Consider the following 9,807-nt stretch of genomic DNA (forward strand, 5'->3'; position numbering starts at 1 on the left):
CTGGCCCTACTTCACCGGGGACAGCGGCGGAGTGTGCGAGTTGGTCGGTGGAACGGCGGCCTTGGTCACCGTCGTCGGTGCGTGCGGGGTGATGCTCGCGCCGGCCGCGGTCTCGCGGGCCAGGAAGGCGCCCAGCTCTCCGATGGTGCTCATCAGCGGGGCCGGGAAGACGACCGTGGTGTTCTTGTCGACGCCGATTTCGACCAGGCTCTGCAGGTTTCGCAACTGGAGTGCGAGCGGGTGGGCCATCATGACGTCCGACGCCTCGCCCAGCGCGGCCGCGGCCAGCGACTCGCCTTCGGCGGCGATGATCTTCGCGCGCTTCTCCCGCTCGGCCTCGGCCTGCCTCGCCATCGCCCGCTTCATGCTGTCCGGCAGTTGGATGTCCTTGAGCTCCACCAGCGTGACGACTACGCCCCATTCCTCCGTTGCCACGTCGAGGATTTCCCGGATGTTGATATTGATCGCGTCGGTCTCGGACAGCGTCTGGTCCAGGGTGTGCTGGCCGACCACCTTGCGCAGCGTGGTCTGCGCGATCTGGTTGATCGCGGCGCCGACGTTTTCTATCGCTACCACGGATTTCACCGCATCCACGACGCGGTAGTACGCGACCGCGGACACGTCCACGCTGACGTTGTCACGGGTGATTATTCCCTGCGACTGAATGGGCATCGTGACAATTCGCAGGGACACCCGACGCAGCACGTCCACGCCGGGCACGATGACGGCGAGCCCGGGTTTGCGGATTCCCTGGATCTTGCCCAGCCGGAACAGCACTCCCTGCTCGTACTGGGTGACGATGCGAAGTGACCGGGACAAATAGATGAGTGCGAGCACCACGATGGCGGCCAACAGGATCAGTGGCAGTTGCATGAGATTTCCTTTCCGGCGAACTAAGCCGCGGCGGTGCGAAGGTGGCCGCCGTCGGATTCCCACCGGTCCAGCGCGGCAGGATCGGTCGTGTTCACGGCAGCGAGGATTTCGGGGGTACGTAAGGTGTTCGTGGGATCCGAGGCGGCAGCCATCGCCGCCGCGGCGGCGGCCTTGGACAGAGTCGGCGGAACGACCAGCAGGTCGACCCGGTCACGGCCGCTGTTCGTGGTGGTCAACAGGCCAGCGGGACCGGAAGTGAACCAGCCCAGCCGGATCACTCGGCCGTCCACGGTCATCCGCCGCGGCTGGGCTCCGCCAACCTTCGGCCTGCAGCATGAGATGGGTGATCCTGCCGCGGCTGACCTCGACGGCGCGGATCAGCGGCGGCAGCTCGGCGACCGGATCGGCCGATCGAGGCCACCACGCGCCGTCCAGCGGACCCATGGGGGGAGCGTGGCGGTTCCAGGCGTAGCCGTGTGGATGTGCTGTCTTCAATTGTCATTCTCGGTCCTTCTGCCGGCCGGGGCCGTGCCGTCATCGACGAGGAGTGCGTACGGCACGGCGCGATGGCGCGATCCGTGCGATGAGCGTGGCGACGACTCTCGCGGCCTTGGCGGTCGCCGATCCGACCCACTCCGTCGTACGGCGCAGTGGTCCTGAGCGAGGATCTCGGACATCCGGATGGGTACGAACGCGGACGGCTATCACAAATCCCACCACTTTCCTCAGGCCGGCCCGGCAGGGGCACCTCAGGGGTGGGATGTCTTCGCTTCCCGGATGACGTTGACACTACTCCTATAAATTTGCCTGAGCGAGTTTGTGTAAAGTTTTGGCATGCACCGTCGGCCGGACCACTGGGCAGCGGTTCCGGCGACGGTGGGAGAATCGTCCTTATGACTCGTCCAGATCCTCGGCAGGCCGCGGCGATGTCGGCGGCCTTCTCACGAGCGGTAGACCTCTCGTCGTTGGCCGGTCCGGCGGCGGCCCCGGCCGGGGCCGGCTGGCAACGGCGCCCGGCACGCGGCACCCGACACCGGCCGGCACCGCGCGGCGGCTCCGGACGCCGCCGCCGACCCGAACGCCCCGCTGACCGTCATCGACGCCACCGAGACCAGCTTCCAGGCTGACGTGATCGACCGGTCGATGACCACGCCAGTGGTGATCGACTTCTGGGCCGACTGGTGCCAGCCGTGCAAGACGCTCTCGCCCACGCTGGAGAATCTCGCTGCCGAGGGTGGCGGCTCGTGGGTGCTGGTCAAAGTCGATGTCGACGCCAACCCACGGCTGTCGCAGGCGCTCCAGATCCAAAGCATCCCGACCGTGATGGCGGTCATCAAGGGCCAGCTCATGGAGGGTTTCCAGGGCGCCATCGGGGAGGCTGAGGCGCGCCAGTTCATCGCCGCGGTCCTGCAAGCTGGCGGTGTCGAGCCGGGCGCTGGCCCGGCCGGCGAGGCCGGCCCGCCGATCGACCCGCGGCTGGAGGCCGCAGACGACGACCAGATGGCGGCCGGTGACCTGACCGCGGCCAAGGCTTTGTACGAACAGGTGCTGGTGGACCTGCCGAACGACCCGGTGGCCAAGTCCGGGATCGCCCAGGCCGACCTGCTCCTGCGGATCGACGGAGTCGACCTCGCGGCCGCGGTGTCCGACGCCGACGCCGCTCCCGACGACGTGGCCGCCCAGACCCTCGCGGCCGACTCCGAGCTGGTGCAGGGGGAGGCCCCGGCGGCCTTCGCCCGGCTGATCCGGGCCGTACGCCGGACTGCCGGCGACGACCGGGACGCGGCCCGCAAGCACCTGCTGAAGCTTTTCGAAGTCGCCTCGCCGGACGACCCGGCAGTGGCGAAGGCGCGCCGCGATCTCGCGAGCGCACTCTTCTAATCGGAGGCACGTAAATGGCGGACCTGGTGCTCAGCCGGATCTACACGCGGGTTGGCGACGACGGGACGACCGGTCTCGGGGACGGCAGCCGGGTCCCGAAGACGTCGGTCCGGCTCGCCGCATATGCGGACACCGACGAGGCCAACGCCACCATCGGTGTCGTGCTGTCGCTGGGAAATCCGGCCGAGGACGTGCGCAAGGTGGTGATCGAGGCGCAAAACGACCTCTTCGACGTGGGCGCCGACCTCTGCACGCCGATCGTTGAGGGCGACGACCGGCTGCGAATCACCGAGGCGTATGTCCAGCGACTGGAAGGCCACTGTGACACTTTCAACGACCAGCTGCCAAAACTTCGGTCGTTTATCTTGCCCGGCGGTTCGCCCGCCGGTGCGCTGCTGCACGCGGCTCGTACGGTCACCCGGCGCGCCGAGCGATCGGTGTGGGCGCTGCTGGAAGCGGAGCCGGCGGTGACCAACCCACTCACCGGTCACTATCTCAACCGGCTGTCCGACCTGCTGTTTATCCTTGCTCGTACGGCCAATCTGGACACCGGCGACGTCCTTTGGCAGCCAGGTAAGAAAGGCTGATTACTGACCGTTCGACTCGATGACCCCGGACTTGAAGGTCCCGGAGTCATCGACGGCGGCGAGGATCGTTTCCTTCTGTTTGCCGGCAGTGAACTGCACGCCCATCTCGGTGGGCGAGAGCCGGGTGACGCTCACCTGGTAGCCGTCCGCCGGCTCGGTGCCGATCACGTCCAGGGATCCCTTGCTGTATCTGAAAGTCGCCGAGCCATGCTGCGCGGTCACCTGCTGTGTACGCACCACCGGCGGTGGCGGGCTGGGCCGGGTGGAGGGCGGTGGCTGGTGTCCCGATCCTGCTGGCGGCTGCGGACCGCCGGGCGTGCCGTGCCGCCGGCCGCCGGGCTGCCCGGGCCACCGGCGACCGGAGAGCCCGGATGGCTGGGATCGGGCGTGCCACTGCCAACGCCACTGGGGTCGAGCCGGCCAGTGTCGGCGCCAGCGGCGGACGACTGTGTCCCGGTCGGTTGGGGCGCAGGTTTGGTGTCCGCGACCGCGACCTGGGTCGTCCCTAAAAGCTGTGGCAGGCCGTACCGTACCAGATACCGACATTCACCAGAATGCCAACAAGAACAACACCGATCAGGGCCAACCGCCGACTGCCGCTCACGCCCCGGGACCCTACTCGAGCCGGCGATCGCCACCAAACCCCACCTATTGTCGCAATCGACGGTAATGGCGCGATGACGACAAGTGATGCCTCCGGCCTTGTTATGTGGTGCTTTTTGCGAAAAACCACATCTTTAGGGGCTTTTGGACTTCGAGCTTAGGGGACTTTGGCCCTACGGGTACGACTTTGTGGCTCGATCAACGAGAAAGGGCCGCCGCGTCACCGTTGCCGGGGTGACCCTGACGGCATGCAGGACCGAACCAGGAACATTCTCATCGTGGTGATCGCGGCCGTTGTCGGGATCGTGCTGCTGTGCTGTGGCGGCGGCTTTTTCGTTTCGATGATGGGGAACAAGCCGGTGGCTCCGGCGGCGAGCGCCATCCCGAAGCCGTCGCCATCAAAGCCCCCGTCGCCGTCCGCGTCGTCCCCTTCGCCCGTCCGGCCTCTCCCTCCCTCCCACCACCACCACCACCTCCGCCAGCACCGGTGCCGGCTCGGTCGCTCGCCCCGCCGGCCGCCGGCGCTGGCACCACCTCGGGGAGACGGCGGCGGCTCGAGTACGACCGGAGATTCCGGCGAATCCTCGGTGTATTACCAGAACTGCACGGCCGTACGCGCCGCCGGCAAGGCGCCGCTCTATCGCGGCCAGCCCGGCTATCGCTCGGCCCTGGACCGCGACCACGACGGCATCGCCTGCGAAACCTGACCGACGAGGTCGGCCACGCGCGTTAAGGTGGGGGGAAGTTGTCCCGCCCAGGAAGGGAAGACGCGATGGCCGTGCAGTTGAACCACACGATCGTCTGGGCGCATGACAAGAAGGCGTCGGCGCGGTTCATGGCGGAGATCCTTGGCCTGCCAGCGCCGGAGGCTTTCGGGCCCTTCATGATGGTCCAACCGGCGAATGACGTGACGCTGGATTTTCTGGACACCGACGGGGAAGTTCGTGGCCAGCACTATGCGTTTTTGGTGAGTGAGACGGAGTTCGACGAGATCTTCGGCCGGATCACCGCGCGCGGGTTGGACTACTGGGCCGATCCGGGGCACGGCACGCCCGGCGAGATCAACACCAGAGACGGCGGCCGCGGCGTCTATTGGGACGACCCGAACGGCCACAGCCTGGAGATCCTGACCCGAGCGTACGGCAGCGGTCCGGCTTAGGAGCGAGTGCCAGTTCGCTCTGGCGCGGGAGGCGCCGAGCGACCGCGCGGCCGCATACTGCGGTGTGACCGAGAGACTGAGCCGATGGCTGCGGGGGATTCCGCCGGTCGCGGTGGATGCCGCGTTGGTGGTGATCGCGTTCGTCGCCACCGCCGTCCCGGTCGCCGGCTGGCCTACCTGGTGGTCGGTGGGGCTGGCCGTGCTGGCGTCCGTGCCGTTGTTCTGGCGACGCCGGTTCCCGATCCGGACCGGCGCGGTGGTCGGCTGGGCGATTATCGCGCAGGCGCTGGCGAATGTGCCGCCGCTGCTGCCGGTCGGCGGGCTGGTGAGCCTCTACACGGTGGCCGCGTTGAGCCGGCCGCGGGTGCGCTGGTGGGGCGTGGTGGCGACGATCATCGGCATCGCGGTTTCGGTTGTCGTGCCCGGCGAGGACCTGAGCGTGGCGCGCTACCTCGGCGTCGCGTACGTGGCCGCTTACGCGCTGGGCATCAGCGCGCGGGCCCACGCGGCCCAGGCCGCGGTGCTGCGCGAGCGGACCGCCCGGCTCCAGGAGGAACAGGCCGCCGCGGTGATCCGCGAGCGGACCCGGATCGCCCGCGACATTCACGACATTGTCACGAATTCCGTCGGGATCATGGTGGTGCAGGCCGAGGCGGGGCCGTTGGCCGTACGAGCCGACCCTGACCGGGCTGAGGCGGTCTTCGACGCGATCGCGGACACCGGTCGGGCCGCGGTCGGGCAGCTGCGTCGCGCGCTCGGGGCGCTCCTCCGATCGGCGGATGAGCCGGCCGCCCGGCAGCCGCAGCCGGGCATCGATGCGCTGGCTGGCCTGATCGAGCAGACTCGGCGGATTGGCCTGGACGTGTCGGTCGAGGTCGTGGGGGAGGCGCGCAAGGTGCCCGCCGATGTCGATCTCGCCGCGTACCGAGTCGTCCAAGAAGCCCTGACAAACGTGGTCAGGCACGCTCGCGCCAGCCGTGTTGAGGTGTGTTTGTGCTGGTCAGTGGAGGTTCTGCTGGTCGAAGTGCGAGACGATGGGCAGGGCGGCACGGCTTCGGCCGGCGGTGGGTACGGGTTGCTGGGCATGCGTGAGCGAGTGCTGGCCTGCGGAGGCACTCTGGAAGCTGGACAGCGGCCGGACTGTGCCGGTTTTTGCCGTCGCGGCGACGCTGCCCATCAGGTAGGACTTGCTCGTGCTTCGCGTACTCGTCGTCGACGACCAGGACCTCTTCCGAGGCGGCTTCAGCATGATCCTCAACGCCCAGCCTGATCTCACCGTGGTGGGTGAGGCCAGCGATGGCGCCGAGGCCGTCCGCGTTGCTCTGGAGGTCCGCCCTGATGTCGTCCTTATGGACGTACGGATGCCGAATGTCGACGGCGTCGAGGCGACTGCGCAAATCTGCCGGCATACCACCGCGAAGGTGCTCGTGCTGACCATGTTCGACCTGGACGAGTACGTCTACGACGCCCTTCGGGCCGGCGCCAGCGGCTTCCTGCTCAAGGACATCCGCCGCGATGAGCTGGTCAACGCGGTCCGGGTGGTGGCCGCCGGCGAGTCGCTGCTGGCGCCGACAGTGACCCGCCGGCTCATCGCCGACCTGGTTCAGCGCGGCCAGCCGGTGCCGCGGTTGACCGCGAAGCTGGCGCACCTGACCGACCGCGAGTTGGCCACGCTGCGGCTCGTCGCGCAGGGCCTTTCCAACGCCGAGATCGCCACCGAACTGACGGTCAGCGAGCACACCGTCAAGACGCATGTCAGCAATTGCTGACCAAACTCGACCTTCGCGACCGTGTCCAGGCGGTCGTTTTCGCGTACGAGTCCGGGTTGGTCATCGCTGGCGCCTGACCGTTTCCCCTCGCAGATTGAGCCGAGGTTCGCTCCTGTCGGCGATCCGGACGGACCGTCCGCCGGGCCACTATCGGCGTCGTGCCGACTACTTTGGGGAGACCTTTGATGTTCACCTTGACCCGCTGGCGCCGGGCAGCCGCTGCGGCGGCCGGACTGACGTTGGCGGCCGGGTTTTTCACCGCCGGCTGCGGTGCTCCGGCTGACGCCGATGCGCTCACCGCCGGCCAGCGAAACTGTACGATCACCACGTCGGTCGGCCGGATCGCCGGTGTCACGGCCGGAAACCTTTGCACGTACAAGGGAATCCCGTACGCGGCGCCACCCACCGGCGACAATCGTTTCCGGCCACCCCAGCCGGCGGCCCGGTGGAAGGGGACGCTGCGGGCCAGCGACGGCAGCCGGGTGTGCCCGCAATATGCGCCGACCCGTCTTCGGAGGATTACCCGTCCAACCAGAAGGTCTTCACGAACGAGGACTGCCTCTATCTCAACGTCTGGGCACCGAAAAGCGGCCGTACGCACCGGCCCGTTATCGTGTACATTCACGGCGGCGCAGCGATTTTCGGCAATGCCAACGAAGCCCGCTATGACGGCAGCACGCTGGCCACCACCGGTGACGCGATCGTGGTCACGCTGAACTACCGGCTCGGGGTGCTCGGTTGGACCGAACTCGGTGGCCTGGACCCGAAATACCGCGGCTCGGGCAACAACGGCTTGCGCGACCAGATCGCCGCGCTCACCTGGATCCGCCAGCATGTCGCCGATTTCGGTGGAGACCCGGGGAACGTGACCGCGGTCGGCGAGTCCGAAGGCGCTTTCTCGCTGAGCGCCATGCTCGCCACCGACCACCCGCAGCGACTTTTCCACCGGGCGATCCTGGAAAGCGGCACCGGTTATCTGGATCGGTCGGCCTCGCTGGAAAAGAAAGAAGAACACCGCTTCCTTCTTCGCGACAACCGGGATCAAGAGCATCGGTCAGCTGCGGGCGCTCAGCACCGTCCAGCTGCTTGGGCTGCAGGAAAAAGCGCTGGAAGCCTCGGCCGGTGCGATCGGCCGGGCCACGTATTTCGGTGCGTACGTTGACGGGACACTGGTCAAAGCGCCGACGATCGACCGCGTCTCGCAGGGAAATGCCCGCGGTATCGACCTGATCGTCGGCAGCAACCGCGACGAGTTCCGCTATTTCGCTCAGTTCGACCCGCGGGTGCTGAGCATCACCCAACCGCAGTACAGCGTGGTTTTCCCCACCGTACTTGCGAAGCAGCGAGCCGCGATGGTGGCTGCCTACCAGGGCGCCCGGCCGGGAGCCAGTGAAGGCGACATCGTGCTCGCGATGATCAACGACCAGGCAATGCGCGTACCAGCGACCCGCCTCGCCGCTGCCCAGAGCCGCTTCGCTCGCTCGTACGTCTACCAGTTCGACTGGGCGCCGAACAATGCCAAGAGCCTTGGCGCCATTCACACCGCCGAGTTGCCCTTTGTTTTTGGAACCCTGCGATTCACCGGCATTCCCGGCGGCGCCGAGGCCCTGCAGAGCGACCGCACCCGGATCGCCGCCCTGTCGAAGCAAATGGTCACCGCCTGGACAACCTTTGCTCGTACCGGAAATCCAGGTGACCGGTGGCCCACGTACCGGACCTCCACCCGCGCCACGATGATCTGGAACTACTCACCAACCGTCGTCAACGCCCCACGCGACACCGAACGCGCCCTCTGGAACGGTTTACACCTTCCCCGCTGTCGACCTCAACACCTAAAAGTCTCCGCGAACTTGACGTTTTCGTTTGTCAACACCGGGCGTGTTGAGACGAAAGCGTCAAGTTCGCGGAGGGCTGAGTGTTAGGACTGGGTGATCTTGCCCAGGGCGTAGGCCTCATCGACGTACCTGGTGAGGAAGGTCCAGGAAACGTTGACGTAGCCGCTGTTGCCCCAGTTGGTGCCCCACGAGTTTTCCAGCGTGACGCCCTGGCTGTTGTACGCGATGACCGCCATCTCGTGGCCACCGGCGACCGGGTCATTCTGGCCAGGCATGTAGCTGTAGTCAGAGGCGCTCTGCGCGTCCAGGTCCATGAAGCTGTTGTGCACCGGCAGGCCGACCGATACCGGCATGCCCTGCGAGATCGACTGCTGGACGGCGGACTTCAGGCCCGAGCCGGTGGACAGCGTGTTGTAGCCGGAAAGCTTGTAGTGAATGGCATTCGCGCGCTCGTTGGAGTCGGGTTGCGTTGTGTAGTCGAAATCGCCCTGCCAGTAATCGGACGCGGTGTCCACGCCCTGGGAGTCGGCCAGGTCCAGCGCGACATTACCGTTTGTACCCTCGTCATCGCCTTGCGCGATTTGCGCGTAGATATACATCGGTGCCATCGGCGAGCCCGAGATTCCCTGTTCGTTCATCAGGATTCCGTAGCCGCTGTGCATCGTTGACCAGGCCACGCAGGAGCCAACCTGGCCTTGGTCGCCGGGTGAGATGGCGTACTGACTGAGGCTGTAGCTGGTCGGCACCGACGCCGATTTGCTTGGCAGGACTGGCAAACCGGTGTGCCGGCTGGGCGCTGCGGGCTGGTCGAGCCGCAGACCCAAGCCGTGGCGTGCGCTCTGGTTCGGCGCGGGGGCGGCGGCCGCGACGGTGGCTGAGCCAAGGCTCAGGCACGCGGCGGTGCCGACGACGGCGATGGTGCGCAGGGCGTACGAACGCATCGGGCGTCCTTTCGGTGATGCGCTGCCGGCGACAGCGCGGGGCGATTTGGGGTATATCTGCCGTTCTGTGTGGCCTGAACCGGAAAACCGCGCACTTATAGAACGTTTTTTTAGTTACGTGACGTGACCGAACTGTTCCAGGGTGCTGGGAAATGTGTG

14 protein-coding genes and 2 pseudogenes are annotated in these 9,807 nt (G+C 67.0%); 9 read left to right on the top strand and 7 right to left on the bottom strand.

Translation table 11 applies throughout. The features are described from left to right. Positions 1-6: 6 nt before the first annotated feature. The 4 genes from GNX96_RS07075 to GNX96_RS49615 form a co-directional block, all read right to left on the bottom strand. Positions 7-873, bottom strand: a complete 867-nt coding sequence (locus tag GNX96_RS07075; protein ID WP_163567458.1) for a slipin family protein — start codon at positions 871-873, stop codon at positions 7-9. Positions 874-893: 20 nt separating this feature from the next. Beyond that, positions 894-1,169: a DUF5994 family protein gene (locus GNX96_RS07080; protein WP_279579633.1), complete on the bottom strand. Its 276-nt coding sequence runs from the start codon at positions 1,167-1,169 to the stop codon at positions 894-896. After that, positions 1,084-1,317, bottom strand: a complete 234-nt coding sequence (locus GNX96_RS62745; protein WP_390623941.1) for a DUF5994 family protein — start codon at positions 1,315-1,317, stop codon at positions 1,084-1,086. The genes GNX96_RS07080 and GNX96_RS62745 overlap by 86 nt, the downstream gene beginning before the upstream one ends. 497 nt (positions 1,318-1,814) lie before the next feature. Next, positions 1,815-2,024: a hypothetical protein gene (locus GNX96_RS49615; RefSeq protein ID WP_279579634.1), complete on the bottom strand. Its 210-nt coding sequence runs from the start codon at positions 2,022-2,024 to the stop codon at positions 1,815-1,817. Between GNX96_RS49615 and GNX96_RS07085 the strand changes: the two genes are divergently transcribed. Then, positions 2,017-2,754 (top strand): tetratricopeptide repeat protein, encoded by a 738-nt coding sequence (locus GNX96_RS07085; protein ID WP_279579635.1) that lies wholly within the window; start codon positions 2,017-2,019, stop codon positions 2,752-2,754. The genes GNX96_RS49615 and GNX96_RS07085 overlap by 8 nt on opposite strands. Before the next feature lie 14 nt (positions 2,755-2,768). Beyond that, positions 2,769-3,341 carry a cob(I)yrinic acid a,c-diamide adenosyltransferase gene (locus GNX96_RS07090; RefSeq protein WP_163567460.1) on the top strand — a complete coding sequence of 191 codons (573 nt, stop codon included), beginning with the start codon at positions 2,769-2,771 and terminating at the stop codon, positions 3,339-3,341. Here the strand turns inward: GNX96_RS07090 and GNX96_RS07095 are convergent, their stop codons facing one another. Beyond that, entirely contained in the window at positions 3,342-3,578 is a 237-nt protein-coding gene (locus GNX96_RS07095; protein ID WP_279579636.1) for a hypothetical protein, read from the bottom strand. It lies immediately after the preceding gene. Further along, entirely contained in the window at positions 3,560-3,979 is a 420-nt protein-coding gene (locus GNX96_RS07100; protein ID WP_163567462.1) for a hypothetical protein, read from the bottom strand. The genes GNX96_RS07095 and GNX96_RS07100 overlap by 19 nt, the downstream gene beginning before the upstream one ends. Before the next feature lie 213 nt (positions 3,980-4,192). Here GNX96_RS07100 and GNX96_RS49620 point away from each other — a divergent pair, with 213 nt between their 5' ends. The 7 genes and pseudogenes from GNX96_RS49620 to GNX96_RS07130 all read left to right on the top strand — a co-directional run bounded on the left by GNX96_RS49620 (position 4,193) and on the right by GNX96_RS07130 (position 8,794). Then, positions 4,193-4,651 (top strand): excalibur calcium-binding domain-containing protein, encoded by a 459-nt coding sequence (locus tag GNX96_RS49620; RefSeq protein ID WP_279579637.1) that lies wholly within the window; start codon positions 4,193-4,195, stop codon positions 4,649-4,651. A 65-nt stretch (positions 4,652-4,716) separates the two neighbouring features. Continuing rightward, positions 4,717-5,103 carry a VOC family protein gene (locus GNX96_RS07110; protein ID WP_163567463.1) on the top strand — a complete coding sequence of 129 codons (387 nt, stop codon included), beginning with the start codon at positions 4,717-4,719 and terminating at the stop codon, positions 5,101-5,103. 64 nt (positions 5,104-5,167) lie between these two features. After that, positions 5,168-6,373, top strand: a complete 1,206-nt coding sequence (locus GNX96_RS07115) for a sensor histidine kinase (RefSeq protein WP_163567464.1) — start codon at positions 5,168-5,170, stop codon at positions 6,371-6,373. Continuing rightward, positions 6,351-6,949: pseudogene (locus tag GNX96_RS07120) on the top strand (response regulator). Before GNX96_RS07115 ends, GNX96_RS07120 begins: the two are co-directional and overlap by 23 nt. A 108-nt stretch (positions 6,950-7,057) precedes the next feature. Continuing rightward, positions 7,058-7,291 (top strand): annotated as a pseudogene (locus GNX96_RS62750) (hypothetical protein); the annotation flags it as partial. A gap of 65 nt (positions 7,292-7,356) precedes the next feature. Further along, the gene (locus GNX96_RS49625; protein WP_390623942.1) at positions 7,357-8,034 is read left to right on the top strand and encodes a carboxylesterase family protein; all 678 of its coding nucleotides are present in this window, start codon (positions 7,357-7,359) and stop codon (positions 8,032-8,034) included. After that, positions 7,979-8,794, top strand: a complete 816-nt coding sequence (locus tag GNX96_RS07130) for a carboxylesterase family protein (RefSeq protein ID WP_279579736.1) — start codon at positions 7,979-7,981, stop codon at positions 8,792-8,794. Before GNX96_RS49625 ends, GNX96_RS07130 begins: the two co-directional genes overlap by 56 nt. Here GNX96_RS07130 and GNX96_RS07135 read toward each other — a convergent pair. Next, entirely contained in the window at positions 8,791-9,648 is an 858-nt protein-coding gene (locus tag GNX96_RS07135) for a C1 family peptidase (RefSeq protein ID WP_163567466.1), read from the bottom strand. The genes GNX96_RS07130 and GNX96_RS07135 overlap by 4 nt on opposite strands. Between the last annotated feature and the right edge of the window lie 159 nt (positions 9,649-9,807).

The sequence above is a fragment of the Fodinicola feengrottensis genome (assembly GCF_010993775.1).
GTDB classification, from domain to species: Bacteria; Actinomycetota; Actinomycetes; order Mycobacteriales; family HKI-0501; genus Fodinicola; species Fodinicola feengrottensis.